At 62.8% G+C, this 25312-nt stretch carries 19 protein-coding genes; 9 read left to right on the top strand and 10 right to left on the bottom strand.

Going from position 1 to position 25312, the window contains the following annotated elements; genetic code table 11:
• Positions 1-119 precede the first annotated feature (119 nt).
• Positions 120-1019 carry a heme-binding protein gene (locus tag BX592_RS06380; RefSeq protein WP_134190831.1) on the bottom strand — a complete coding sequence of 300 codons (900 nt, stop codon included), beginning with the start codon at positions 1017-1019 and terminating at the stop codon, positions 120-122.
• Between the two features lie 412 nt (positions 1020-1431).
• Here BX592_RS06380 and BX592_RS06375 point away from each other — a divergent pair, with 412 nt between their 5' ends.
• Complete coding sequence (locus BX592_RS06375; RefSeq protein WP_134190830.1) at positions 1432-1890, top strand: MEKHLA domain-containing protein; 459 nt, start codon at positions 1432-1434, stop codon at positions 1888-1890.
• 42 nt (positions 1891-1932) lie between these two features.
• Here the strand turns inward: BX592_RS06375 and BX592_RS06370 are convergent, their stop codons facing one another.
• Positions 1933-2460, bottom strand: coding sequence for an Lrp/AsnC family transcriptional regulator (locus BX592_RS06370; protein WP_134190829.1), 528 nt, complete (start codon positions 2458-2460; stop codon positions 1933-1935).
• Between the two features lie 149 nt (positions 2461-2609).
• Here BX592_RS06370 and mdeB point away from each other — a divergent pair, with 149 nt between their 5' ends.
• The gene (gene mdeB / locus BX592_RS06365) at positions 2610-5483 is read left to right on the top strand and encodes an alpha-ketoglutarate dehydrogenase (RefSeq protein ID WP_134190828.1); all 2874 of its coding nucleotides are present in this window, start codon (positions 2610-2612) and stop codon (positions 5481-5483) included.
• A 144-nt stretch (positions 5484-5627) separates the two neighbouring features.
• Here the strand turns inward: mdeB and BX592_RS06360 are convergent, their stop codons facing one another.
• The 4 genes from BX592_RS06360 to BX592_RS06345 form a co-directional block, all read right to left on the bottom strand.
• A complete protein-coding gene (locus BX592_RS06360; protein WP_134190827.1) occupies positions 5628-6323 on the bottom strand; it encodes a J domain-containing protein in 696 nt (231 codons plus the stop codon).
• A gap of 261 nt (positions 6324-6584) precedes the next feature.
• A complete protein-coding gene (locus BX592_RS06355) occupies positions 6585-7127 on the bottom strand; it encodes a hypothetical protein (RefSeq protein WP_134190826.1) in 543 nt (180 codons plus the stop codon).
• Positions 7128-7412: 285 nt separating this feature from the next.
• The gene (locus tag BX592_RS06350) at positions 7413-7859 is read right to left on the bottom strand and encodes a hypothetical protein (RefSeq protein ID WP_134190825.1); all 447 of its coding nucleotides are present in this window, start codon (positions 7857-7859) and stop codon (positions 7413-7415) included.
• 126 nt (positions 7860-7985) lie between these two features.
• Complete coding sequence (locus BX592_RS06345; protein ID WP_243849356.1) at positions 7986-9737, bottom strand: cholesterol oxidase substrate-binding domain-containing protein; 1752 nt, start codon at positions 9735-9737, stop codon at positions 7986-7988.
• A gap of 374 nt (positions 9738-10111) precedes the next feature.
• Between BX592_RS06345 and BX592_RS06340 the strand changes: the two genes are divergently transcribed.
• The gene (locus tag BX592_RS06340) at positions 10112-10669 is read left to right on the top strand and encodes a nuclear transport factor 2 family protein (RefSeq protein WP_166676311.1); all 558 of its coding nucleotides are present in this window, start codon (positions 10112-10114) and stop codon (positions 10667-10669) included.
• Positions 10670-10686: 17 nt separating this feature from the next.
• Here BX592_RS06340 and BX592_RS06335 read toward each other — a convergent pair whose 3' ends face one another.
• Positions 10687-11256 carry a cytochrome b gene (locus tag BX592_RS06335; RefSeq protein WP_134190823.1) on the bottom strand — a complete coding sequence of 190 codons (570 nt, stop codon included), beginning with the start codon at positions 11254-11256 and terminating at the stop codon, positions 10687-10689.
• A 915-nt stretch (positions 11257-12171) separates the two neighbouring features.
• On the opposite strand from BX592_RS06335, the gene BX592_RS06330 reads away from it, so the two are divergent.
• Positions 12172-13185 (top strand): AraC family transcriptional regulator, encoded by a 1014-nt coding sequence (locus tag BX592_RS06330; RefSeq protein WP_166676310.1) that lies wholly within the window; start codon positions 12172-12174, stop codon positions 13183-13185.
• Between the two features lie 94 nt (positions 13186-13279).
• Here BX592_RS06330 and BX592_RS06325 read toward each other — a convergent pair whose 3' ends face one another.
• The gene (locus tag BX592_RS06325) at positions 13280-15082 is read right to left on the bottom strand and encodes an ATP-binding protein (RefSeq protein WP_134190821.1); all 1803 of its coding nucleotides are present in this window, start codon (positions 15080-15082) and stop codon (positions 13280-13282) included.
• Positions 15083-15621: 539 nt separating this feature from the next.
• Between BX592_RS06325 and BX592_RS06320 the strand changes: the two genes are divergently transcribed.
• Positions 15622-16296: a response regulator transcription factor gene (locus BX592_RS06320; protein ID WP_134190820.1), complete on the top strand. Its 675-nt coding sequence runs from the start codon at positions 15622-15624 to the stop codon at positions 16294-16296.
• A gap of 41 nt (positions 16297-16337) precedes the next feature.
• Here the strand turns inward: BX592_RS06320 and poxB are convergent, their stop codons facing one another.
• Complete coding sequence (gene poxB, locus BX592_RS06315) at positions 16338-18071, bottom strand: ubiquinone-dependent pyruvate dehydrogenase (protein ID WP_134190819.1); 1734 nt, start codon at positions 18069-18071, stop codon at positions 16338-16340.
• Positions 18072-18452: 381 nt separating this feature from the next.
• Entirely contained in the window at positions 18453-20396 is a 1944-nt protein-coding gene (locus BX592_RS06310; protein ID WP_134190818.1) for a sensor histidine kinase, read from the bottom strand.
• 271 nt (positions 20397-20667) lie between these two features.
• Here BX592_RS06310 and BX592_RS06305 point away from each other — a divergent pair, with 271 nt between their 5' ends.
• The 4 genes from BX592_RS06305 (at position 20668) to BX592_RS06290 (ending at position 25303) form a co-directional block, all read left to right on the top strand.
• A complete protein-coding gene (locus BX592_RS06305) occupies positions 20668-21651 on the top strand; it encodes a substrate-binding domain-containing protein (RefSeq protein WP_134190817.1) in 984 nt (327 codons plus the stop codon).
• A gap of 145 nt (positions 21652-21796) precedes the next feature.
• Complete coding sequence (locus BX592_RS06300) at positions 21797-22111, top strand: H-NS family nucleoid-associated regulatory protein (protein ID WP_134190816.1); 315 nt, start codon at positions 21797-21799, stop codon at positions 22109-22111.
• 155 nt (positions 22112-22266) lie between these two features.
• Complete coding sequence (locus BX592_RS06295; RefSeq protein ID WP_134190815.1) at positions 22267-23397, top strand: ATP-binding protein; 1131 nt, start codon at positions 22267-22269, stop codon at positions 23395-23397.
• Between the two features lie 157 nt (positions 23398-23554).
• Positions 23555-25303 carry an IlvD/Edd family dehydratase gene (locus BX592_RS06290; protein ID WP_134190814.1) on the top strand — a complete coding sequence of 583 codons (1749 nt, stop codon included), beginning with the start codon at positions 23555-23557 and terminating at the stop codon, positions 25301-25303.
• Positions 25304-25312 lie beyond the last annotated feature (9 nt).

Here is a 25312-nt window from a genome sequence, read left to right as displayed (position 1 = left end):
GTTGACGCCGCTGCCGGGAGCGATCAGGATTTCAAACCGCCGGTTGGACCGGCTGCCGCACCGCGCGACAAACGCGGCTCATAGCGCGCCGCGCACGACAAAGCCGCGCGGCCATCGCATCACTGCCGGAACAGCGTGGCGACCGAGATATGCGGCCAGTCGATACCGAGGAAGTTGAGCGTCACGCTCTGCGAATATTGCAGGACTTCGAACGGGTGCCCATTCTCCGGCTGCACTGTCTCGATCCAGAACGTGGCTTCGACGCTGGTGGCCGCGGCGTTATTGTTGGTCGCATTTTGCAGAAACGGAATGTTCAGCACGCCGCCCGCATTTTTGCTCGACACGGTGAGCACGGTGGTGCTTTTCAGATGCTCGCTAAACGGCTTGAGCGCGTCGGCGAGCACCGCATTCGGATTCTTCACCGCATCCTTGCTCGTGATGCGAGCAGGCAACACGGCCTGCGTCAGCGGTGCGAGGTACGCACTGCCCAGCGCGGCGCCAGCCGGATTGCGCTGCGGCGTCGAATCGAGTGTTGCGAAGGCTGGCTTGCCGTCCGGCGACAGCAACGCGTTGCCCTGCGCGAGAATCGACGAGCCGTGCGGAATCGAGCCTTGACGGACCACCGAGGGCGCTTCTTTCGGAATCTTGCTAGCCGGTACGTTTAGCCAGAAACCGTTTTCGATATGCAAAGGCTCGTGTGAATCCGCGTCGTTGATTCGCTGCAGATAGCGAAGACCGAAGATCGTGATGTCGGGTTGTCCATCGGTGCTGTTGCTCTGTAATTGCGAGCCGCGGTTCGGTACATGCGCGCCGATCGGTGTGAATTCGAGCGTCTCGTGAGTGGCCGACAGTAGCGTGCGAAACGGTTTATCGCCGGTGCTGGGCAGCGTCGAATCGAAGTCGGGCAGCGAAATCAGATTGAAGCCATTGCCCGACCAGCGGCCGGCTAACGCCGCGAGCAGGCCGAGTTGCTCGACCTGTTCATGCAAGGAGGGACCGGGACGAAAACGGGTGAGCATAAGCGTTCTCCACGAATGAACAGGACGGCAGCGCCCGTGTGCACGAGCCGGAACTCATCTCAAGCCCGGTCTCTTTATTGGGCTGCCTGACTGTTAAACATCCGTCGTTGCGCTCTATTCCCGTGACGTATCGCGCGCATCGCCGCAATGGCGAAACATTGAGTTGCACGCGTGACGCTGCATCGGTCGCGACGCTACGCTAGTATTGGACGAGCGCGGCGGTGCCGACACCGGTAATCGACGGTTTCACGTGTCGCGCAACGCGCCGCAACTTCGCGCAATGCGTGATCGCTTCCATCTCTCGTGGTTCCGGCGCCAGGTTGCCGATCCCGCTTGATGCGGCTTGTTTCTGCTTGCTGTTGCGCTTCACTACCCGTGCTTCACCGCCGCTAACCCGCTGCCCGACACGCCAATGACGTCTTTTGCTCTCGCCCCCGAATTCGCCGCCTTGCTTGCCGATAGTCATCTGCGCCTCGTCGGCACGCCGCTTGTCGATCAACACGTTCCCATTGCCGACGCCGCGCGCTGGCTCTATCAGGATGCGCCGTTCGTGCTGGTTGCGCACAATGCAGACGCGGACCCGCGCTTCGTTTACGCGAACAGAACTGCGCAACGTTGTTTCGAATACGACTGGGACGAGTTCGTTACGCTGCAATCGCGGCTTTCGGCCGAAGACCCGAACCGCGAAGAGCGCGCGCGTCTACTTGAGGATGTGCGCACGCAAGGCTATTCGACCGGCTATCGCGGGCTTCGCATCGCGAAGTCCGGACGGCGTTTCTGGATTGAGCACGCCGTCGTATGGAATCTGGTCGACCGCGCGGGCGTGTACCGCGGCCAGGCCGCGCGATTCGCGGACTGGACCGACGTCTGAGACTGTCTGGGCGATGTCGTGAATTAGCTGCGAGCGCGCCTGTTATTCCGTTTCGTCGTCGCGCTCGTGCAGCGTAAGTCCGTTGGCCGGCAGCGGCAACGCGGTTTTGTAGCGAACCTGCTTCAATGCGAAGCTCGAGCGGATGTTTGACACGCCTGGAATCTTTGTCAGATGGTCGAGGATAAAACGCTCGAGCGCGTGAATGTCCGGCATGACCACGCGTAACAGGTAGTCTGCATCACCCGTCATCAGATAACACTCCATCACCTCGGGGCGTGCATTGATCGCATGCTCGAAGCGCCGCAGGCCGTCTTCCGCCTGTTTCTCCAGACTCACCTGAATAAATACGTTGATCTGCAAGCCCAGCACGTCCGGGTTCAGCAGCGTGACCTGCTGTTTGAAGAGGCCCAGTTTGTCGAGCGCACGAACGCGGTTAAAGCACGGCGTCGGCGACAGGTTGACCGCGCGCGCCAACTCGGAATTGGTGATGCGCGCATTCTGCTGCAGCTGATTGAGGATGCCGATATCGATGCGGTCCAGACGGCGGGAAGGGCGGGCAGGGGAGCTCATAGTGCAAACATTCCGGTTATCGCTGAAGTTTAAGAATAAACACACTACGCGAAATCGAATTCACCAGCAAATGAGACGCACATTCTGCCGGGTCGTCACTAACATATTCGTCATCCCCAATGAACCGGCGACCGGATGTGGAGCGTGCGATGACGGATTTGTCCAATGGCAATCAGCAACTCAGGCAGGTGCAAAACGAAACGGCAACGCAGGCGCTGAGCGTCGCGGGTGCGGTACCCGGCGTCGCATATAGTGCAACCGCGCCGATAGCGGCACGCACCCCCGCAAGCCGCGAAGAAATCCGCCAGGAAATACGCAAAGACAACGATCCGCAGGAAACGGATGAATGGCTGGATGCGCTGGAAGGCGTGCTCACGCACGCCGGCCGCGACCGCGCGCAATTCCTGTTTGACCGTCTTGCCGAACATGCGCGCATGCTCGGCATCCAGTCGGCGCGCACGCGTGTAACGCCATACGAAAACACCATCGCGCTCGAACAGCAGGGCCGCTACCCGGGCAATATCGAACTCGAGGAGAAGCTCGCGGCTGCGTTACGCTGGAACGCGCTCGCGATGGTTGTGCGCGCAAACAAAGCGTATGGCGAACTCGGCGGCCATATCGCAAGCTATGCGTCCGCCGCCGATCTTTTCGAAACCGGCTTCAATCACTTTTTTCGCGCGGCCGCGCCAGGCGCGCAACAGGGCGACGGCGGCGACCTCGTGTACTTCCAGCCGCATTCGTCACCGGGCGTGTACGCGCGCGCGTTTCTCGAAGGCTTTCTCGATGAAGCGCATTTGCGACACTATCGCCGCGAAATTGCCGGTCCCGGACTGTGTTCGTATCCGCATCCGTGGCTGATGCCGGACTTCTGGCAGTTCCCGACCGGCTCGATGGGCATCGGCCCGATCAACGCGATTTACCAGGCGCGCTTCATGCGCTATCTGCGCAACCGCGGCCTTGCTGAGACCGACGGACGCACCGTGTGGGGCTTTTTCGGCGACGGCGAAATGGATGAGCCGGAATCGATCGGCGCGTTGTCGCTGGCCGCGCGCGAAGGACTCGATAACCTTGTTTTCGTGATCAACTGCAATCTGCAACGGCTCGACGGGCCGGTGCGCAGCAATGGCCGCATCGTCGACGAACTCGAAGCGCAGTTCAACGGCGCGGGCTGGAACGTGATCAAGGTGCTGTGGGGCTCGGACTGGGATGCATTGTTCGAGCGCGACAAGACCGGCGCGCTGCTGCATGCGTTCGCGCATACCGTGGACGGCCAGTTCCAGACCTTTTCCGCGAATGACGGCGCTTATAATCGCGCGCATTTCTTCGGCCAGAACCCGGCGCTCGCAGCGCTCGTCGAGCAGATGAGCGATGACGACATCGACCGCTTGCGGCGCGGCGGCCACGACGCGCGCAAGCTGTACGCGGCGTATGCGCAGGCGCGCCAGCATCGCGGTCAGCCGACCGTGATTCTCGCGAAAACGATGAAGGGCTTTGGCATGGGCGCGGCGGGTCAGGGACGAATGACCACGCACCAGCAGAAAAAGCTCGACGTCGATGAACTGAAGGCGTTCCGCGACCGCTTCCGTTTGCCGCTTTCCGACGATGACGTTGAACAGCTGAAGTTCTACAAGCCCGCCGCCGACAGCCCTGAAATGCAGTACCTGCACGCGCGGCGCGCCGCGCTCGGCGGCTATCTGCCGCGTCGCAGGCGCATCGCGACGCAAGGGCTCACCGTGCCGGCAGTGTCGAACTGGGCGCAGTTCGCACTCGACGCGAACGACCGCGAAATCTCGACGACGATGGCGCTGGTACGGATGCTGACCGCTTTACTGAAAGACCGTGAAATTGGCCAGCGCATCGTGCCGATCGTCGCTGACGAGGCGCGCACCTTCGGCATGGCGAACATGTTCCGTCAGGTTGGCATCTATTCGCCGCTCGGGCAGTTGTACGAGCCGGAAGACCTTGGCTCGATGCTGTACTACCGTGAGGACACGCGCGGGCAGATTCTCGAGGAGGGCATTTCGGAAGCGGGCGCGGTGTCGTCGTGGATTTCGGCCGCGACGTCATACAGCGTGCACGATCTGCCGATGCTGCCGTTCTATATCTACTACTCGATGTTCGGTTTTCAACGCATCGGCGACCTGATCTGGGCGGCCGCCGATCAACGCGCACGCGGCTTTCTGGTCGGCGCGACCGCGGGCAAGACGACGCTGGGCGGTGAAGGTCTGCAGCATCAGGACGGCACGAGCCATCTCGCGGCGTCGACCATTCCGAACTGCCGTGCGTACGATCCGGCTTTCGCGTACGAAGTGGCCGCGATCGTCGATGCGGGGATGCGCGAGATGGTCGCGGAGCAGCGCGACGTGTTTTATTACATGACGGTCACCAACGAAAACTACGCGCAGCGCTCGGTGAGCGCCGCAACGTTCGACGCGCTGCGCGAGCCGATCCTGAAGGGAATGTACCGGCTGTCCGAAGGTACGCGGCCGCGCGCGGCGCGCGTGCAACTGCTCGGCTCCGGCGCGATCCTGCGCGAAGCGATCGCCGCGCAACAGATGCTCGCCGACGATTGGGATATCGACGCAGCGGTATGGAGCGTGACGAGCTTTACCGAATTGCAGCGCGACGGGATGGCAGCGGAGCGGCACGCGCGCAATACCGGCTCGGCGTCGGGGGCATCGGAGCAGGCGCCGATTCCCTACGTGACTCACACACTGAATGCGACTCAGGGGCCGGTGATCGCCGCAACCGATTACGTGCGGGCGGTGCCCGAACTGATTCGTGCATATGTGCCGCGCCGCTATGTGACGCTCGGCACCGACGGCTTCGGGCGTAGCGACACGCGCAGCGCGTTGCGTGCGTTTTTCGAGGTAGATCGGGTGTCGATCGTGATTGCCGCGCTGCATGCGCTTGCCGATGAGCGCGCGATCGATCGAAGCGTCGTGCGCGACGCGATTGCGCGCTACCGTAGCGGCGAGGCGAGCGATGGCGATGCTGCGCGCACGCCGCCGTGGCAACGCTGAGCGCAGCTGGGCGGTTCGGTGTTCGGCGTGGCGAAGTTTGACCGCGCCTGGTGACGGTTACCGATGCGGCGCACGGGTGGCTTCATGCCGCGCGGTCCCGCGTTTCATCATACGTTCGGGGTCACGCGTGCGCCGCGCGGCAGGCTACGAACGTACACCGAAGAAGCTGTGCCACAGCGTATCGAAGAAGCCAGACGGTTTTTTGCCGCGCGCACCCGGTTTGCCGCTTGCGGTTCGCGGCGCCGTCGTCGCGCTTGACGTAGCTCCGCGCGAGCGCGGTGCCGTTTTCCGGCGCGCGCCGTTTGCATGCGCAGCGCCGGCGCGCGATTGATGCAGCGCCCACACGCTATCTGCAATCCTCGCCGCGAGATTCGGCGGGCAATCACGGCCGAGCAGCACGCCGAAAATCACGTCGCGGTTATAGCCTTGTTCGACATAGCGCATCGCGAACGTGACGCGCTCCTGGTACTTTGCGTCCGCGGCGGCATCCTCGGCGCGCTGACGCCGCGCCCGCTCCGACCTTTCGTGGTCGCGCTGCCGCTGCTGTTCGTATTGTTGCTGCGGGTGCTGCTGTTGATGGTGCCGTTCCTGATGGTGTTTTTGCTGGGTTTGCCAGCGGTGCATCTCGCTTGCATAGACCGAGTCGTAAACCTTGCGCTTTTCCGGGTCGGACAAGATCTCGTACGCGTCCTTGATGTCGAGAAAGGTCGCGCGCGCGGCTTCCTCGTTGCCGGCGTTGCGGTCGGGATGCCATTTCATTGCGGCTTTGCGGTACGCCCGCTTGATTTCGGCGGCACTGGCGTCTTCCGCTACGCCTAGCTTCATGTATAGGGTTGCCATGTCGGGTCGAGGCTCGATACGGTTCCGGGCATCGTAGCATGGACGCCACGCTTGCCGCGTGGGCGAGCATACACGCCGCGACAGGAAAGGCAAGCGGCCGCTGCGTGCAAGCAACGGCTGCCAATCCGGTGAATGACGGACGGCATGCGCTCCGGCCACGTGCGCGCCGGGCCAGGGAGTCGGCAGCAAGCGCGCGGCTGGAGGGCGCGACGTCCGTCGTCGGCGACGCTCAGCCGACGCTCACCGACGTTCAGCCGACGCTCAGGCGGCTGGCTGGCCGGCGCCGCCGAGCAGGCCGCCGAACAGGCTCAGGAGCCCGGTCGGCTGAATGGACACGCTGGCCGCCGCGAATGAACCGCCCGCCGCCATCGCGCCCGAATGACTGTACCCGCTGCCGCCGGAGCGCCAGGCCGCGCTTTCATGGCCATGGTCATAGCTGCGCACGCTAGTGTGCTGGTAAGAACGGTCGTAGCCCGAGCCATGGTGGCCCTGCCGGCCGCATTCGCCGTGACCGCCGTAGCCGGCCTTCGCTTCGCTCGCACGGGTATGCGTCGTTTTCTGCTCGAAGCTACCATCCGCGCCCACCCGCGTTTGCGTGGTGGTTTTTTCGAACGAGCCGCCGGCACGGCTATGGCGTGATTCCGAACCGTATTCCAATGCACGCGAGTGCCCAGAACGCGATGTACACCCGTGACTGCTGCTGCTTGCGCCGCCGGTTGCGAACGCACCTGCTGTTGCGCTCGCGCCGCCCAGGCCCCACGCGTTCGCTTCGGCGGAAACGGCGCCGCCGATATTGCCTTGCATAAGGCTCGCTATCGCTTTAATACACATAACCGTCTTTCCTCGTGAAGTTTGATGCCAGAAGACCCGTCTGGCCGGGATCGTTCGGTGCACGCGTTTCGCATGCGCCGGTCAACATCGGTAAGCGATGGAATAACTGGTGGGCACAAACATCGCGCATCGACCTCACGCGAGCTAACGGGTTGCGCGTCAATCGCAAATGCCGACGCTGAACCCGCGCTCGCTTACCAGGTCGCGCGCTTGCCCAGCGCGGCCAAAGCTGCTCGGGCGGCTCGTCACCGCCGGCGCCTACGTGCTGCTTCCGGATATCCGTTGCGTGCTCAACGTTGTCGAGTGGGTGGCCTCATCGTTCGACGCGTGCCAGGTCTGTGTCGTGGTCCTGTGATGGTGACTATTCAGACCGAGTCCGCTACTGTCGCGCGTTCCGGTTGCCTTATCGCGTCCTAGCCACTCATGTTCGAAGTGCGTGTTCACCGAGCCCTGTTCGCCGAGCATATGGGCAAAACCTTCGCCCATCTTCGAAAACAGATGACCTCCCAGATCCGGCAACACGTGAGCGATTGGCCCGGCAATCGGTACGTAATTGAGAGTCTGCCCGACCGACGAAAGCAACGGGCTGTTCAGCACGTTATTGAACTGGTTGATGCCATCGATGATCGGGCCATCGGAGGTGTTGTCAGCGCCGTAGCCGTGGTCGGAACTAAAGTGTTGTCGATGTGAAATTGCGGAAGGCACGATGGTGTCCTTGTGGTTGAGTGCGCCAGATAACCCGTCTGGCCGGGTATCGCAGGCCTGTGACGGCTGCCGGAAAACCAGCTTGCGCGTGGGATCGTGTCGTATGCGCGTCGATCGCAGTGCCCGTCACCGCAACAGCCGGTCAAGCAGCGGCGATGAAAAAATTCGCTGCGGATCGTACTTGTTCAGTATCGTGCGGGCCGCATCCCATCGGCCGGCGGGCGCCTGGCCTTCGCTAAACAAAGCCGGAATCGCCGCGTCGATCACACCCGCGTCCTGCCACGCGGCCGCGTCGGTATAAGCCCATCCTTTCGACCATTCGGGCCGCACGGTCGCATACGAACCCGCATAGTTCGACAGCATCCACTGCTCGATTTCGCGGTAGAAGCGATTGGCGCCGCGGGTTCCCGGCATCGTCAGGATGTCAAAGTAGATCGCGACATCCCAGTCCGGCCGGTCCGCGCGCGGCCGCAGCGGCGACAGTAGCGGCACGGCGGCGCCATTGCCCGCGTCGGCCGGCTGGTCGAGGCCCGTTACGCGAATTTCGACGGGACCGTTCATCGGGTACTCGCCGCGCCCGCGGTACACGTCGACACGGTTCTGATAGAACTGCACGAACTCTGAAATGGCGCGCTGCACGTCGGCGCGCCGCGTGATGACCGCGTAGCCGTTGGCGGTCACACGCAACGTCGACGGACGGATGTACTGCAGCAGATTGCGCGACCAGCCCCACAAATCGCAGGACAGCGTCAGGGCGAGCCCCGTGCTGACGATCGACATCTGCGTCTGGCCGAATAGCGGCGTCAGGTGGCACTCGCCGCGCGTGATGATCCGCTTGACGAGGTCCGACAGCGGCTGCGATATCGAATCGGAAAACGGGTAGTTGAACGGCTTGCTCACCGCGCGCGAAAAGGGCGGCTTGACTGGTTGTACCGTCCACACCTTGAGCCATGGGCAGTGCGTGAACGGAAACCAGATCGCTTCGATCCGGCCTGACTGGTCGAGAAACGAGGCGACGGTACGGCCGCGCGAACCGCCCGCGGCGAACAGCTCCGATGCCGGAATATCGACGAAGCTCTGGCAGCGCAGCCGTTGGTTCGCGCCGGCTTCGAGCGTCACCTCGACGATCAATGCACGGCCGATATGCACCAGAAACGCGCCGATCTCCGGATCGCTGCGCGTGAACGTGCGCAGCACGTATTGCTGCGTGCCTGCGTCGAATACAACGGCGGTCAGCGACAAGACCAGATTGCTCAGCGAACCATACGTACGCCCCGCCAATGGCGCTTCGCGTGCCGCCGGAATCGCAGTGCCGTGCGCACCGATCGCGAGGGCGCCGCCCAGCGTGATATCGCCGGGCGCCGGACACGCGGTGACGCCTAATCCATGGGCTTCGAGTGTCGCGAGCAGCGACTCCATCGACACGCCGGTCTGCGCGGTGACGCGCGCAGGCCGCGAAGCGCCATCGACCCCCACCTTCGTCAGCGACTTCGTCATGTCGAGCAGCACGACCTGTTGCGCGGCGCCGCCCGGCTCGAGTGTGAGCGGCGACCAGTTGTGCATGTGGCCGCGCGGACGTACGCGGTAGCCGCTCACGCGCGCCCAGTTGACGATCGCAACGACATCCGCCGGCGTCGCGGGCGCCGCGGTCCACACGTTCGCGACCGCGATCTCGCCGCTCCAGTTCTGGAATGCCTGGCGATACAGTGCAATGCCCGACGGAAAGCCCGGTGGCGTCGCGCCGGCGCCTTGCGCGTGAGCGGCAATCTGACCGATCGGCGTCCATCCGCTGACGACGCCCGCCGCGGCGAGCCGTGCCATGTCGGCGATAAACGCGCGTCGCGGTGTCGCCGCGCCGGTTGGGTGGTGTTGGGTCATTTTTCTTCGTATCCCTTTGTTCAAATCGATTGAGCGGTGCAGGCGGAGTGACGCACACGTCGACCGCGTGCGTGCCGCGACGCGTTTGGCTCGATGCGCGTCGCGAAACCATGCTAGGTATCTGGACGCATTGATGGTGATGACTATGTATTGCCATGGGCCGGATGCACCGATTGCGTGCGCCGCGCAAAGTGCTAGCTGGATGCTCTGGAATAGCGCTCGCGCTTCGCGTGTTTAGATATGCGGAGGCACTTGTGGTACGAGCGGGCGGTCACGCTGCGCGGCAAGGCCCGCTCGCGCCTCCTCAGCGATCGTGCAATGTGGTGCGTGCGATATCTGTCGATACGGGCAAAGAAGGACAGAAGAGGAAAACGATGAGCGATCCGCAGGAGCCGTGCAAACACGGTGCGATTCGGGGTTCACTACGCGGTTCGAATCGCGACGCAGGCCGTGATGCGAGTCCCGCCGCAAGTCCTGCTGGCAGCGTCGACTGGATTCTGTCGCGCCGCTCGTTGACAGAAAGTTACGAGGATCGATGCCGCTATGCGCTCGATCTCGTCAGCGTGTCCCTGCAGGAAGAGCACGGGCAGCGCTTCGAAGAATGCCTGCGCTTATATGCGTTCGACGCGGTCTGGGAGGCGCCGCTACGCAACGTCACTTACCGCGGCCTGGCGGCAATCGCGGCGAACTATCTGCGATTCTTTTGCCACGTGCGCGACTTGCGCTTCGAGCCGCTCGAGCAGTTTGCGACCGCCGAGCGCGTGTTTGTCGATTCGTTGATCAGCTTCAGCATTGCCGGCGATGCGCTGGACAACTGCCCGCTGCCGGTCGGTGCGCACGCGCGCGTGCGGCGCTTGCAGACCTTCCATATTGGCGACGGGCTGATCCGCCGCGCGATGGCTTACGAAATCTGGGAGCGGGGCGGCGCGTGATGGCCGCCATGCCGCGTTTATTCGTCGCGCGCCACGCGCAGCATGCGCGTCAGTGTGGCGTCCTTGAACACGGTGTGATGGACGATTGCCGCGAGCGCATGCAAGCCGATCAGCCAGAACGCCGCATTGCCGATCAGAAAATGTGCGTCGTGCAGGAACTGGTGCGCGACCGGGTCTTTTGCAAAGAACTGCAGATGTATGCTCGTGCCGGCCAGTTGCACTGCGCTACCGCTCGTATTGACCATCGCGATGCCTAACAGCGGTTGCACCACCACCAGCAGATACAGCGCGAGATGCACGAGCCGCGCGAGAAACAGTTGCAAGCGGCTGTGCGGCAATTCGCGCGGCGTGCCGTTCCACAACGTCCACGCCACGCGCAGCACCGACAGACACAGCACGATCGTGCCAGCCCAGATATGCACGGCATTCCAGAACACGCGGCTCTCCGAACCCTTCGGTCCGCGTATTTCGATGGCGAAGAGGCCCACCGCGATAGCGAGCGCGGTCGCCCAATGAATGAAAATTGACGGCCGCGACCATGATGTCGACGAAGAAGCGGAGGTAGTAGCAGTTTGCGATAGTTGCATAGGTATCTTATCGAAACGAATTGAAAATGCCGGTTCGCCGTGGCGAAACGGTGATGCAGATGACTGAAACGCAACGGCACGATTCGTTATTCCCGCGCGACGTGAGAATAGCCAAACTGTTTTGTAATGGAATGTGTTGGCGTACTTCGCAAGGGCATACGCCGACATCGCGTTCAACGGCTCTTCGTCGTGCCAGCCGCTTTGCGCACGGTCCCGCCTTGCATGCGGCAAGCCGTAACTTTTTGAAAGCACCGGCTCGTTGCGCCGGGTCGTGCCGCAGTGAAATTTTCGTGCATCACGAAAAACCCGCCGCATTTATCGAAGGCACACTTGCCCGCAATGCGGCCGGCACCGCATCTCGCGTTGCCGTCAACCGAACCCTTCCTGAAAGCCGACCTGGACCACAATGCGGCTGCCGACCTCGCGTATGCCGAACCATCTCGTTGACGGAATTTCTTATGTCAGACCAATCCGCACGTGGCCGAGGGAACGACGCGTAAAGTATGCGTCCGGCGATCCGGACGCGAAGATCGACGCGCTTCAACTCGCTCGTCGACTAGTTCGACATACCCATAAGCGCTTTGAAATGGCCGGCGAAACAGGTATTCATCGAACGCGCCGCGCAAGCCGCGCACAATTTTGCATGCGTTGAAGAACGGGCGCGTGCGCAATGGTGCAGCCGCAGTGGCCACGGTGCGGCCATCGCGCGTTGGCGGACGGCCTGCTTGCCGCTTTCGGCATGTACCTTACGGGCGTCTAACGGATAGACATGATTTGCGCATAGCGCGATGTCGACTAGCATCCAAAGCCAGTACCCGACGTCGCGCGGCTGCGCTCGTGCAGGCCGCCGCGATGCAGTAGCCGATGCCGCGTCCGTGTTTCGCGTGGCTTCGACGGATTGTCACGGAGCCCATCATGAACAATGAAGAAAACCACATCGGCGCCGGCGGGCGGATGCCCGCATGCAGCGTTCAGTACGCGGAGCCGCGCGAGGCCATCGCGCCGCGGCGCGTGCTGGTCGCATTGGAGGATTGCTGGCGCGTGCCGCCGCAGCATGACGTGCGGGGCGCTCGCGATGCTACCAATGCTTACCGCACGCGCAGCGACTATGTGATCGCATCGCGCTGGACCCAGCAGGATGTCGACGGCGTCGAACATACGAGCACCTGTGGCGCGGACCAGCATACCGTCGGCGTGGTCCTGAAACCGACTTTCGCGCGGTTCCGCTCAGGCTCGCTGCTTTTCGACGGACAACTCGGGCCGGGTTCGATGCATGTGACCGGCCCCGGCGAAAGTGCGGAGGCGGTTTTTCGCGCTTCGTGCGATGTGATTCATCTGTTTATTCCGCAGAGTCTGGTCGAGCGGCATTACGAAGAAGCGTTTGGCCGTCCGCACGCGGGGGAACTGGCGCTCGGCGCATCGCAAATCACGCGCGATACGTCGCTCGAACGCCTGAGCCGGGCACTCGCGGATATCCAGTACGCCGATGCGACGTTCGCGTCGCTTTATGTCGACAGTATTTGCATTGCGATCGTCGCGCGTCTGCTCGAGCGGCACTTTGCGCGGCGTGCGCTGCCAGTGGCGACGCGCACGACCGCGCTGCCGCAATGGCGGCTGCGCCGTGCGTTCGAATTTATCGATGCGCACCTCGCGGACCCGGTACGGCTGAACGATATCGCGGCAAGCGTCGGTCTCACGCGCATGCACTTTGCCGCGCAGTTTCGCTGCTCGACCGGCTACACGCCGCATACGTATCTGCTGCGGCGCCGCGTCGAGCATGCGCAGCGTCTGTTGCAGCGGTCCGAGAAAACGCTGCTCGACGTCGCGCTGGATTGCGGTTTTCGCAGCCAGGCGCACTTCACGACGGTATTCCGGCGGCTCGTCGGCGATACGCCGAACCGTTGGCGCATCAAGGCGCGGCTCGACTGATCGATGCGGGGCCAGGTACGCGGCGGCTTGCAGCGGACGGACCGGCTTCTCATGATCGCGACTGTTTGAGGCCGCCGCCGCGACGGACTGCGGTTTATCGCGATTGACCGCGCAGTTGACCGACACGTATCGAATCGATCGGAATAAGCGTTGGCTCAGCTTGGGCATGCATGAACGGCAGCCGGAGATGCAGCGTCGCGCCTTGTTTGTCGCCACCTGGTTTCTCGTGATTTGTTGCCCACAACAGGCCGCCATGCGCTTCGACAATCGAGCGGCAGATCGCGAGGCCCATGCCCATGCCGTCCTGCCTGGTCGTGAAGAAAGGCTGGAAAATCCGGTTCACGTCGTCGAGACCGGGACCTTGATCGCGAATCTCGATCAGCAGATGTTCGTTACCGTCGCGCGCCGAGCGGATCTGTAAGCGGCGCCGGTGAACGGTGACATGCATCAACGCGTCGATTGCGTTGTCAACTAAATTGAAGAGCGTCTGCTGGAGCTGCAAACGGTCTGCGTTCAGCGCGGGCAGCGTGGCGTCGAGATCGAGCTCGACCGCGATCTGATGATGCCGCAGTTCGCGATGCATCAGTCCAAGCACTTCGCGGATGGTCGCGTTGATGTCGAACGGCCCGATCACGGGCCGCGCCTGACGGAACAGCGCGCGAATGCGGCGGATTACCTCCGCGGCAGTGGTGCCATCGCGCACGATCCGCTCGGCCGCGGTCACCGCGCGCTCGATATTCGGTTCCTTTGCGCGCAGCCAGTTGACGCACGCATGTCCGTTCGTGACCATCGCGGCGAGCGGTTGATTGACCTCGTGCGCGATCGATGCGGAGAGTTCGGCGACCGTCGCGATCTGCGCTGCGCGCGACAATTGCGCTTGCGTGTCGCGCAATGCGTGCGCGGTCGTCATGCTTTCGTGCACATCCATATGGATGCCATACCAGCGCACGATGCGTCCTTTAGCATCGTGCGACGGCTGCATACGTGTCTCGATCCAGCGGTATTCGCCATCGTGGCGGCGCAGCCGGTAGGTCGTGGTAAGCGCAATGCCGGTCTCATGAGAGCGGCGCCGGCTGGCGATCACACGCGGCGCGTCGTCGGCGTGCAGCAGGTGCGAGCAGCCGCTATCGATCAGCTCACTCGCGCATTTGCCGACAAACTGCAGCACTTGCTGGTTCGCATACTGCAGACGCCCTTCGGCATCGGTGATCACGACCATGCAAGGAAAGCTGTTGAGCGCGTTGCGCAGCGCCTGTTCGTTCGCGTCCGGCCGTGGCGCGAGCGGATGCACGCCACTGTAACGGCCCGGTGTGGAATCGGCGTTGCGTCGAGTGCCGATGTTCGTGTGGATGCTCCCGATCGACTGTGCGAACTGTCCGGCGGCAAGCGGTCCGGCGCGATCGACGACCGCATCGCCGAACAGTGTGAGCTTGCCGGCGCGTGCGCTACGCATGCGATCGTTCGCTGCGGTAAACGCGGCCGGATCCGCCGGTGCGGGATCCGCCCAATGTGCGGCGGCCGGCGCACCGGGCGCCGCGCGCGGCGCTCGTTCCTGCAGTGCGCTCTGTGCCTTGCGGCGCGATGTGATCAGGTCATTGACGATCACGCATACGATCACGAACACGATAAGCCGCGCAATCTCGCCTGCGGCAAACGCATTCGCGTGCGGCAGTGCGATCAGCAGGATGAAACAGACGAGCGATGACACGAGCGTGACGAAACCCGCGACACGGCCGCCGTAGAGTGAACTCATGATCAATGCGAGCAGGTAGCACGACGCGTGGGCGCTCGTGAACCACGCCAGCACCGTTGCGCAAGCGGTCAACAGCAGCGCGACCGCATAGCGCCGTAGTCCGGTTGTCGCCGCGCAGTACGCGACCGTGGGGTGTGCAGCCATGTTTGACCTCGCAAGATCGCGCTCCCGCTAACAGACCGATAGACCAACGCGCACACCGCCGTTTGGGTTCGGATGAGTGCAAGGCGATTGTTGGTAAAGGCGGCGTTGCCGGGCCCGGGGGGAAGGGCGTCGCTATTATGAGGCAACTTACTGATGCCTGGCACTACGCGCGTGCCGATGCAGGCGGGCTGACTTGCGGCTCGATTGATATGAACAGAACGTTGACGTGCGCGAGCCCCGCGATCAGCGCGCGAGCGTCTGCCGCGAAGCGCTTTAGCACCTGGAATGTGCGTGTCGTTACAGCGTGCTTTCATCGTTGCGCTCCCGGTAGAACGCTTAGTAGCGCTTGCTTCCTGACACATCGTTGCGCCCGCCGGGTCGCTCTATCGACCATGCACTGCAGTCGTTGAAACAATGGCCGCGATGCATGGACCCGGAATGATTGTCGCGCGCCCGGCGATGAAAATTTACAACGATGCGATTTGCAATTCTGCTCTACAGTGTCGCTTTCGATGTGACTTCGCTACTAGACGCACGCAATGGAAACCAGTTGTGATGAGGTGGTTGCCTACGTAGTCGACGACGACTCGCGCATTCGTGAATCGATTGGCGAACTGCTCGAGTCAGAAGGTATCGCGACGCTCGGGTTTGATTCAATTGCACGTTATCGTGCGTTCGAACGTCCACCGAAGGCGGCGTGCCTGATTCTCGACATGCGCCTGCCTGACGGTACCGGCCTGAACCTGCAGACGCAGCTCGCGGGCAGCGATCATCCGCCGATCATTTTTATTTCCGGCTACGCGGATGTCGCATCGTCGGTGCGCGCGATCAAGGCCGGCGCAATCGATTTTCTGATCAAGCCGTTCGGCCATCGGGAACTGGTGCAAGCGGTTCGCACCGCATTCGAACAGGACCGCGACGCGCGCATGCTGCGCGCGGAGGATGCGCGGCTCTTCGGACGGTTTGCGTTGCTGACGCCACGTGAACGTGAAGTGATGCCGCTCATCGCGTCAGGCCTCCTGAACAAACAGGCCGCGGCGATTCTCGGCATCAGCGAGGTGACGCTGCAAATTCACCGCGGTCACGTGATGCGCAAGATGGCAGCCAGGTCGTTGCCGCATCTGGTGCGAATGGCCGACCGTTTGCGTGTATCGGGCGAACTGATAGCGCGCGAGCCGGACCGCGGGTCCGGCAACGCAGGTGTAAGCATGTAACGGCTGGGTCGGTTTGCCGCGTGCCGGCCAGGCGCTACGTTTTATCTCCACAGGTTCGTTTGCGCGAGGTCGATTACCTCGTCGGTCTTGCCGTTCAGAATCGCCTTCAGCATATAGAGCGAAAAACCCTTCGCCATTTCCAGATTGATCGAAGGCGGCATCGCGAGTTCCATCCGGTTCACTACCGCGTCGATCAGTACCGGTCCGTCATGCTTGAGGGCGGCCGCAATACCCGCTTCGACCTCGGACGGCTTCTCGAGCCGGATCCCCTTGATGCCGACCGCTTCGGCCATCGCGGCGAAGTTCGGATTGTTCAGGTCGGTGCCGAACGGAACGAACGACGTGGACTTCTGTTCGAGTTCGATAAACCCGAGTGCGCCATTGTTGAACACGCACACCTTGACCGGCAAACCGAGTTGCGCGAGGCTCAGGAAGTCGCCCATCAGCATCGCGAAACCGCCGTCGCCGGACATCGAGATCACCTGGCGGCCCGGAAACGCCGACTGCGCGCCGATCGCCTGCGCCATCGCATTTGCCATCGAGCCGTGCCAGAACGAGCCGATCAGGCGCCGCTTGCCGGTCATCGCGACGTAGCGCGCGCCCCACACGGTGGGCAGGCCGACGTCGCAGGTGAAGATCGCATCATCGCTCGCCTGATCGCTCAAGGCCTTGGCGATCTGCTGCGGGTGGATCAGCGACTCGCGCGAACTCTCGAGCGCGAGCGCATCGAGTTCCTTGCGGGCTTTTTTGTAGTGTTGCTGTGCGTTTTGCAGATGCGCGGCGCTGGTTTTCTTCGCGAGTCTCGGTAGCAATGCGGCGAGCGTGGCCTTCACGTCGCCGACGATGCCGAGGTCAAGCGCGGCGCGGCGCCCAAGATTGCCGGCCGCGTGATCGATCTGCGCGATCTTCGCCTCGTAGTTCGACGGATAGAACTGCATGTACGGGAAGTCGGTGCCGACCATCAGCAGCAGGTCGCAATCGCGCATTGCGTAGTAGCCGGACGAAAAGCCGATCAGGCCCGTCATGCCGACGTCGTACGGATTATTCGCTTCGACGTGCTCCTTGCCGCGCAGCGAATGCACGATTGGCGACTGCAGCGTTTCGGCGAGCGCCATCACTTCGTCATGCGCGCCTTCGCAGCCGGAACCGCACAACAGCGTGACACGCTCGTTATCGTTGAGCAGATCGGCGAGCGCGTCGATGTCGTCGTCGGCCGGCGTGAGGATTGCACGCGGCGGAATCAGCCCGGCGGGCTTGACGGCGGGCGCCTCGAGCGCCTCCTGCAGCGCGACGTCGCCCGGAATTACGATGACCGACACGCCGCGCTTGCCGATCGCTTCGCGAATGGCGATTTCGAGCGTGCGCGGCATCTGGCCGGGAATCGACACCAGTTCGCAGTAGTGGCTGCATTCCTTGAACAGCGTTTGCGGATGCGTTTCCTGGAAGTAGTTGCTGCCGATTTCCCGCGACGGAATTTGCGCGGCGATCGCGAGCACCGGCACGCGGTTGCGATGGCAATCGAACAGGCCGTTGATCAGATGCAGGTTGCCGGGCCCGCAACTGCCGGCACATACCGCGAGGCTGCCGGTCAGATGCGCGTCGGCGCCGGCGGCGAATGCGGCGACTTCTTCGTGACGCACGTGTATCCATTCGATACCGTCGGTTTTGCGGATCACGTCGGTCAACCCGTTCAGACTGTCTCCGACGATGCCATATACACGCTTCACACCTGCGGCTAGCAAAACGTCCACGAACTGGTCGGCTACGATCGTCATCGCTGTTCTCCGGTTTAACTCGCTGAATCAGCACACGGCTTATGCGCGGGCGGATGCTGGGGTTGAAGAAGACAAGGGCACACCATCGCACATAAGAGCACACAATCGCATCCGCTGCGGCGACATCGATTTCGACGGCGCGGCACAAGCGGTGCAACCTGGCGTTGTAGACCATGGCCGGCGCGTTTGCAAGCAGCGGTGCACATGGACGCCAGCGTAGGCACACACGGTTTCGATGCCTATGACATCTTTACGTTAGTTGTGTGCTTTGGCGTCATGTTTCCGTGCGAAGTTGCAAGCGTACGAAGTTTCACGAAAACGCCAACGAGCCTATCGACGCAAAGTCTGTGCTGCGAAATGGTGCCGCGGCGCTGCGGCGCTCTATGATGTGCCGGCCGGTAGCGTGAACGTAAAGCGTGCGCCGCCGAGCGTCGACGCGTTGTCGGCGGCAATGCGCCCGCCATGGGCTTCGATGATGGTCCGGCAGATCGCGAGCCCCATCCCCATGCCGCCTTCGCTGGTCGTGAAGAACCGGTCGAACAGCAGCGCGAGACTCTCCTCGCGGATGCCGGGGCCGTTGTCTTCGATCACGCAGCCGACCATGCCCGGCGACGGCACGATCACGGTCAGCGCGACTTTGCCATGGCCCGTACCGAGCGGCGCGACTGCCTGCATCGCATTGATGGTCAGATTGACGACTACCTGCTGCAATTGCGTGCGGTCCGCCATGATGCGCGGCGCGGCCGGCGCCGGCCGATGCAACAGCTCGACCCCCTTTGCGTGAATTTCATGGCTGAGCAGCAGCAATGCCTCGTCGATCACGTCGTCGAGATAGAGCGGATCGCGGCGCGGCGTGCCTTTTGCGGCCATCGCACGGGTGCGCACGATGATGTCGCTCGCGCGGCGCGCCGATGCGAGCGTGAGCGCGGTCAGCTCGCGCACTTCGTCAAGCGGCGGCTCCGGCCGGTTCAACCAGTTCTGGATTGCCTGCGCGCTCGCGGCTACCGCGCCGAGCGGCTGGTTGATTTCGTGCGCAATCGACGCCATCAGTTCGCCGAGTAGCGAAATCCGGCCGGCATGCGCGAGGTCGGTTTCCAGTTGTTGCAGCTTTTCGCGCACGCGCACGCGCTCGGTGATGTCGATCAGCCCCATTAGCGTCGGCGTGTGGCTGCCGATCGGCTGCGGCCGCGAAATCGCGCACAGCACATCGATGACGCGGCCATCGAGCGTCGCCACTTTCATCTCTTCGTTAAAACGTGTTTCACCGTGGTAGCGGCTTTCGAACGCGCGGCGCAGCGTACCGGGACTTTCGGTCCACAGGCGGCCGGCCGGGCCGACCAGTTGCGCGGCGTCGCCTGCGCGAAACAGTTCGACCGAGCGCGCGTTGACTTCGTCGATTGCGATTGCGCTCGTCAGGCGGCGCAGCACGTCCGGATTGGCGTCGAAATACGCGTTCAGATCGGTGACGCCCGCTTCGCGCAGCGCCGGGAACAGATCGAAGTTACCGTGCATCTGGATCAACGCGATCGGCATGTCGTGAAACAGATGCCGGTAACGCTGTTCGGCTTCACGCAGCGCTTCTTCCTTGCGGATGCGCATCGCGACATCCTGTTCGAGCGCATCGTTGGCAGCCTGCTGGTTCCGGTACGCGAGCTGCAGGCTCGTACACAGATCGTTAAACGACATCACGACCTGATCGAGCTCGTCGGGCGCCGCGGGCTGCCGGCGTTTCAACGCGAGAGCCGCCGCCGGCCGATGGAAATCGTAAGTTCGCATGAACTGCGCGATGGTCGCCAGATGGCGCGTGACGAGCCGCGAGAAAATAAAAAGGATGAACAGCGAAACGAGGAAAGTTTTCGCGCCCTGACTGACGAGGATAACGAGCGCTTCGCCCATCAGCCGGCGGTAGACATCGGTGAGCGCCGCTTCGATATAGAGCGTGCCGATCTGCTTGAGCTTGCCTTCGACCACGCGGTTGATCGGCAGCTCGCGTGTCAGTACCGGTGTGCTCTGCCGGCGTCGCGCCATGATCACGAGCGGATGCCCCGTGCCGGTTTCGCGCACGGTAACGGCCTGGATGTCAGGCAGCTTGAGGATGCTTTCGACCTCGATACGCACCTGCTCGCGGTCCAGATGCCACAGGCTTTCACCGATGATGTCCGGATAACCTTCGCCGATTTCGTTCAGGCGGTGCTCGATCAGACCGACGTCGTACCGGTAATCGAGGTACAGCTGCACGGCGGTCATGATCAGCGTGATTGCGGAACTGAAGATCAGTACGCCGATCAGAAGGCGCATGCCGACGCCGTGACGCATGCCTGCCATGGTCCGCCATGGCCCGACGGAGCCGGCCGCGCGCGCCGCCGGCGGCCATCCGTCAGTGCGGTCCGCATCAGCCGCAGAAGACGCGCATTCCGACCCGGTCGCGTCCTGCGCAAACGTGGCTTTCGCTCGCCGTCGCAAGTCGGCTCCCCCCGTTCGAATTCAGCCCCTAGTATAGTTACTTACGGCTGTCGGCAGCAGCGAGGGCATCACGCTAAACATATGAAGCAAGCGGCTCGCGCGCATACGACGTCCTCACGAACGAGGTGATGCGATGAGCTGCGAACGGGTGCGGCGCAGGTGTCTCCAGGTGGTGGCCTGTTTGATCGGTGTGCTGGGCGTAGGCAGCCTTGCGTGCCTGACCGGCGCGAGCGGCATTGCGCGTGCCGCGAGTTACGGCGCCGTGCTGGCCGGCGCGCAAAGTGAATTCTGGAAGGCCATGGAGGACGGCATTACGCAGGCCGCTTCGGAGCACCAGGTACAGGTGGTGGTCCGCAGTCCGATCGACGACGACCCGCAAAGCAGGTCACAGAATTTGCAGCTGAAAATGGTGCAATGGATGATCGACTCGGGCGTGAAGTCGATCATCCTTGCGCCGATTCCGGTCAACGGCGTAAAGACGCCGGTCAGGTTGCCGGTGCCGGTGGTGTTCATCGACCGGCCGAGCCAGGACTACCAGTCGCTTGCGACCGTCTCTACAGACAATTACGCCGCCGGCCGCACGGCCGCGCGTACCTTGCAGAACGCGTTGCCACGCGGCGCGAAAGTCGGCGTGCTGCGGCTCGCGCGCGACGTGGTGTCGACGAGCGCGCGCGAGCAGGGCTTTATCGACGCGGCGAAAGAAATGGGCTTTCAGATCGTGGTTGACGCGTATATCGGGCACGGTATCCACGAGCCCGAACTGGCCGCGATTGACGCGATCAAAACGTACGGCCATCCTCTCGACGCGATTTTCACGCCGACCGACTTCACGACCGTCGCCGCGGTGCGTGCGCTCGAAGCGCTTGCGCTGAAGCAGCGGCCGAAGCTGGTCGGTTTCGACTATCGGCCGGTCTTCCGCCAGTATCTGCAAACGGGCGTGCTGCACGCGGTGATCGCGCAGGACGCGTATCAGATGGGGTATGTCGCGATGCAGACGTTGCTGAAGGCGGAAGGTGGTAAGCCGGTCCAGACGCAGATCAATATCGACGTACTGGTGCTGAGCGCGGCCAACATCGACGACCCGACGATTGGCGTGAAACTGCGTCAATACCGTTGAGCGCGGCTTGGCCGGTGAAATCGAAAGACATATACAGCGTCGGCGCGATAAAACGGGCGTTTTTTGCACTTCGTGAGCGTCCTCACGGACGGGGAGACCGTTGTGCCCGTTATACTCGAGCGGAAATAACCACGATGTCGCACATATGAAGACAAGAATTGCAGACGGCGAGGCTCGCGACCGCCTGATCATCTGGATCCGCCGCCGAATGGAAGAATTCGGCATCACGATCGACGCGCTGGCCGCATCGATCGAGCACGATCGGCGTCATCCGCCGTTGTACCGCGACGCGCGCGGTAACGAGTGGAACGGCCAGGGGTCGATGCCGGGCTGGTTACAGGCGGCCAAACATGCGGGCGTGGACCCGGATTTTTTCCGCATCGAAGCGAAGCCAATTGCGCAGGGTGGCGGCGCGCAGGAAGCCAGCGGGGCTCCCCGACAGATGGACCTTTTCGGCTAGCATTTGCCGTCCATGGCGTGCGATCGACCGTCGTACATCACCCCGTGCCTTGTTCCGTTCCATGGAGCCCGTGGGAGCTACGCGCCCGTTCATTTACTGAAGCTTCCCGCGCCGGTATCATCCGGTATCATCGATTTTGAAACTTCTCATTTTTGATGAAACTCCATGAAACTCTCCAGCCGGACCCGTGGCATTTCGTCCGGCCGGAACTGGCCGATGCCTATCTAAACGCGTTCGACCTGAAGCTGTCGTCCGCAAGAGGGCTGTTTGCTCGAAGGCGCATGGGCAAAACGGAATTCTTGCGGCGAGATCTGCTGCCAGCGGCGCAGCAGCGTGGCTACCTGGCGGCCTATACGAACTTCTGGGACAGCCGTTCGTCTCCCGCGTCGGCACTCGTGTCGTCACTTGCCGAGGCACTGGAACCGCAGGGTATCCGGGCCGTACTTGCGAAGCTGGGCACGCCTGTGCGCAAGGTCAAGGCCAGTGCGAAAATCCCGGGTGGTATCGAAGGCGCGCTCGAAGCGGAACTGTCGGCGCCCGAAGTGGACCCTGGCGTGGCGCTGCGTGAAGTGCTCAGGCAACTGGATCGGCAGAAGAAGCCGCTGCTGCTGGTGATTGACGAAGCGCAGGTGCTCGCGCGCGCGGAGCATGCCGAATTCGCGCATGCGTTGCGCGCGGCGCTCGACGTCCGCAAAGACCGTATCAAGGTCATTTTCGCGGGCAGTTCGGAAACCACCTTGCGTGAGATGTTTGCGCGTGCGTCCGAGCCCTTCTACAACTGGGCAGCGCTCGAACCGTTTCCGCTGCTTGGAGACGAGTTCGTTGCGTTCACCATCAAGCTGCTGAACAGAATGGCGCGCTACCGGTTGACGCTCGAGCAGGGAAGGCATGCTTTTGAAGAACTGCACCGCACGCCGGAATTTTTCAAACGTTTCGTCGAGCGGTACATGCTTTACCAGCTCGACGGTGACGAGGCGGCACTCTCGCATACGAAGGCCTCGGTGTTTTCCGATGAAAATTTTCTCAAGCAATGGACCGCGATGAAAACTGCCGATCAGATCGTGATCGCGCAGTTGGCACGCGGCGAGACGGACATCCATAGCGCCGCGGGCGTCAAACGTTTGACGCAGATGCTCGGCAGGGTCGCGACGAAGAACACCGCCGCGCAGGCGTTGCGTCGCTTGCAGGCGCAAAACGTGGTGACGCGGCTTGCGGTCGGCGACTACCGGATCGAAGACGAAGCGTTTGCCGAGTGGATCCGCCGGCGTATCGCGCCGCGTCGCTGAACGGCTTCGACGAATTTCACCGACCGCTTTCGAGCAGAAAATTCTCGCCGTACGCCAGGACGTGCCGTGGTCCGGATGGACGTCGACCTGCGCGCGTCCGACCCGATGCGCCAATATTATTGATACTCTGTCGGCATCATCCGATCGAGGACATCACATGGCTGACAACGCAGACGATGGCGCAAGGAGAGGCTTGCGCAAGGGCTTGACGAATTACGGCGACGAAGGTTTTTCACTATTCTTGCGGCGCGCTTTCATCAAGGGCGCAGGCTACACCGACGACGCGCTGTCGCGGCCGATCGTCGCCATTGCGAATACCGGCAGCGCATACAACCCATGCCACGGCAATGCGCCGCAACTGATCGACGCGATCAAGCGCGGCGTGCAGCTTGCGGGCGGCTTGCCGGTCGAATTTCCGACCATCTCGATTGCCGAAAGCTTCTCGCATCCGACGAGCATGTATCTTCGCAATCTGATGTCGATGGACACCGAGGAAATGATCCGCGCGCAGCCTATGGACGCGGTCGTGCTGATCGGCGGATGCGACAAGACCGTGCCGGCGCAGCTGATGGGCGCGGCGGCCGCCGGTGTGCCCGCCATCCAGCTCGTCACCGGCGCGATGCTGACCGGTTCGCATCGCGGCGAGCGGGTCGGCGCATGCACGGACTGCCGCCGCTTCTGGGCGAGCTTTCGTGGCGACCAGATCGACGACGCGGAGATCGACGCAGTCAACACGCAACTGGTCGCGACAGTCGGCACCTGCTCGGTGATGGGCACGGCCAGCACGATGGCGTGCATTGCCGAGGCGATGGGCATCATGCTGCCGGGCGGCGCATCGCCGCCCGCGGTGAGCGCGGACCGGATCCGCGTTGCGGAGCGTACCGGTACGCAAGCTGTCGCGATGATCGGCGCGAATCTCACCCCCGCGAAAATCATCACGCCAAAGGCGATCGAAAACGCGTTGCGCGTGTTACTCGCAATTGGCGGCTCGACGAACGGCATCATCCATCTGACCGCTATCGCCGGCCGCCTCGGTATCCGGATCGACCTCGATTCGCTCGACCGGATGGCGCGCGAGACACCGGTCCTCGTCGATCTCAAACCGTCGGGGCAGCACTACATGGAAGATCTGCATCGAGCGGGCGGCCTCGTCACCGTGATGCGTGAGATGAAACATCTGCTGCACCTCGACGCGTTGACGGTCACCGGCCGCACGCTGGGCGAAGAGCTCGACGCGGCGCCGCCGGGCTTCAAACAGGAGGTCGTGCGTCCGATCGCGAAACCGGTCTATCCGCAAGGCGGTATCGCGGTGCTGCGCGGCAATCTTGCGCCAGGCGGAGCGATCATCAAGCAGTCCGCGGCGAATGCGCAGTTGATGGAGCATGAGGGCCGCGCGGTCGTATTCGAAGACGCGCAAGACCTCGCGCGCCGCATCGACGACCCCGCGCTCGATGTGACCGCGCACGACGTGCTGGTGTTGAAGCGGATCGGACCGGTCGGCGCGCCGGGCATGCCGGAGGCCGGCTACATACCGATTCCGCGCAAGCTCGCACGGGAGGGCGTGAAAGACATGGTGCGCATCTCGGACGGCCGCATGAGCGGCACCGCGGCCGGCACGATCGTGTTGCATGTCACGCCGGAAGCGGCGATCGGCGGGCCGCTTGCGATCGTGCGCAATGGCGACCGGGTTCGGCTTTCGGTGCAACAGCGTTCGATCGAACTGCTGCTATCCGACGATGAGATCGCCGCGCGGCTTGCCGCATTGCCGCCGCGCGAAGCCGACCCCGATGCGCGCGGCTACCGCAAGCTATTTCTCGAGACGATCATGCAAGCCGACGACGGTTGCGATTTCGACTTTCTGCGTGCGCCGAAGGTGGTGGCCACGGTGCCGCGCGGCCAGGATTGACTGGCATGG

It is taken from the genome of Paraburkholderia rhizosphaerae (assembly GCF_004366595.1).
In the GTDB taxonomy this organism is placed as follows: domain Bacteria; phylum Pseudomonadota; class Gammaproteobacteria; order Burkholderiales; family Burkholderiaceae; genus Paraburkholderia; species Paraburkholderia rhizosphaerae.
The sequence above is the reverse complement of the archived record's forward strand: the minus strand, read 5'-3'. Positions and strand labels throughout refer to the sequence as shown.

Excerpts from the sequence above, each read along its gene's own strand:
- BX592_RS06360 (WP_134190827.1), bottom strand. The coding sequence starts at position 6,323 with ATGGCAACCCTATACATGAAGCTAGGCGTAGCGGAAGACGCCAGTGCC.
- mdeB (WP_134190828.1), top strand. The coding sequence starts at position 2,610 with ATGACGGATTTGTCCAATGGCAATCAGCAACTCAGGCAGGTGCAAAAC.
- BX592_RS06290 (WP_134190814.1), top strand. The coding sequence starts at position 23,555 with ATGGCTGACAACGCAGACGATGGCGCAAGGAGAGGCTTGCGCAAGGGC.
- BX592_RS06295 (WP_134190815.1), top strand. The coding sequence starts at position 22,267 with ATGAAACTCCATGAAACTCTCCAGCCGGACCCGTGGCATTTCGTCCGG.
- BX592_RS06305 (WP_134190817.1), top strand. The coding sequence starts at position 20,668 with ATGAGCTGCGAACGGGTGCGGCGCAGGTGTCTCCAGGTGGTGGCCTGT.
- BX592_RS06380 (WP_134190831.1), bottom strand. The coding sequence starts at position 1,019 with ATGCTCACCCGTTTTCGTCCCGGTCCCTCCTTGCATGAACAGGTCGAG.
- BX592_RS06340 (WP_166676311.1), top strand. The coding sequence starts at position 10,112 with ATGAGCGATCCGCAGGAGCCGTGCAAACACGGTGCGATTCGGGGTTCA.
- BX592_RS06375 (WP_134190830.1), top strand. The coding sequence starts at position 1,432 with ATGACGTCTTTTGCTCTCGCCCCCGAATTCGCCGCCTTGCTTGCCGAT.
- BX592_RS06310 (WP_134190818.1), bottom strand. The coding sequence starts at position 20,396 with ATGGCAGGCATGCGTCACGGCGTCGGCATGCGCCTTCTGATCGGCGTA.
- BX592_RS06355 (WP_134190826.1), bottom strand. The coding sequence starts at position 7,127 with ATGCAAGGCAATATCGGCGGCGCCGTTTCCGCCGAAGCGAACGCGTGG.
- BX592_RS06345 (WP_243849356.1), bottom strand. The coding sequence starts at position 9,737 with ATGACCCAACACCACCCAACCGGCGCGGCGACACCGCGACGCGCGTTT.
- BX592_RS06300 (WP_134190816.1), top strand. The coding sequence starts at position 21,797 with ATGAAGACAAGAATTGCAGACGGCGAGGCTCGCGACCGCCTGATCATC.
- BX592_RS06335 (WP_134190823.1), bottom strand. The coding sequence starts at position 11,256 with ATGCAACTATCGCAAACTGCTACTACCTCCGCTTCTTCGTCGACATCA.
- BX592_RS06325 (WP_134190821.1), bottom strand. The coding sequence starts at position 15,082 with ATGGCTGCACACCCCACGGTCGCGTACTGCGCGGCGACAACCGGACTA.
- poxB (WP_134190819.1), bottom strand. The coding sequence starts at position 18,071 with ATGACGATCGTAGCCGACCAGTTCGTGGACGTTTTGCTAGCCGCAGGT.
- BX592_RS06370 (WP_134190829.1), bottom strand. The coding sequence starts at position 2,460 with ATGAGCTCCCCTGCCCGCCCTTCCCGCCGTCTGGACCGCATCGATATC.
- BX592_RS06330 (WP_166676310.1), top strand. The coding sequence starts at position 12,172 with ATGAACAATGAAGAAAACCACATCGGCGCCGGCGGGCGGATGCCCGCA.
- BX592_RS06320 (WP_134190820.1), top strand. The coding sequence starts at position 15,622 with ATGGAAACCAGTTGTGATGAGGTGGTTGCCTACGTAGTCGACGACGAC.